Annotated in this window: 1 protein-coding gene; it reads right to left on the reverse strand. The window is 36.2% G+C overall.

Going from position 1 to position 309, the window contains the following annotated elements; all coding sequences use genetic code 11:
* Nucleotides 1–241, reverse strand: a 241-nt coding sequence (locus ACYVTD_RS18970; protein WP_461249130.1) for a hypothetical protein, incomplete at its 3' end; no start/stop codon positions are given.
* Between the last annotated feature and the right edge of the window lie 68 nt (nucleotides 242–309).

Below are 309 nucleotides of genomic sequence, written 5' to 3' on the forward strand. Positions count from 1 at the left end.
CCCTACTTTTCTCCCTACTTTTCTCCCTACTTTTCTCCCTACTTTTCTCCCTACTCTCGTTTATTACATCATTTGTAATATTATCCATGACAATACTTTCAATAACATTATCGGACCCTTCATACAACATTTTTTCATCAAGAGGAACTTTCTGTATAAAAACATCTTCTTCTTGAAAAACAATGTCTTGACTGCCTGAATATGGCTTTGAATATTTATACACACGCCATAAGATGATCATAAGCGTCTACCAGATTACAGCGTATATTTTCGCGGTCATCGTAACGGTCATTATCTACACGACGAAGC

This window comes from Treponema sp. R6D11, assembly GCF_054786075.1.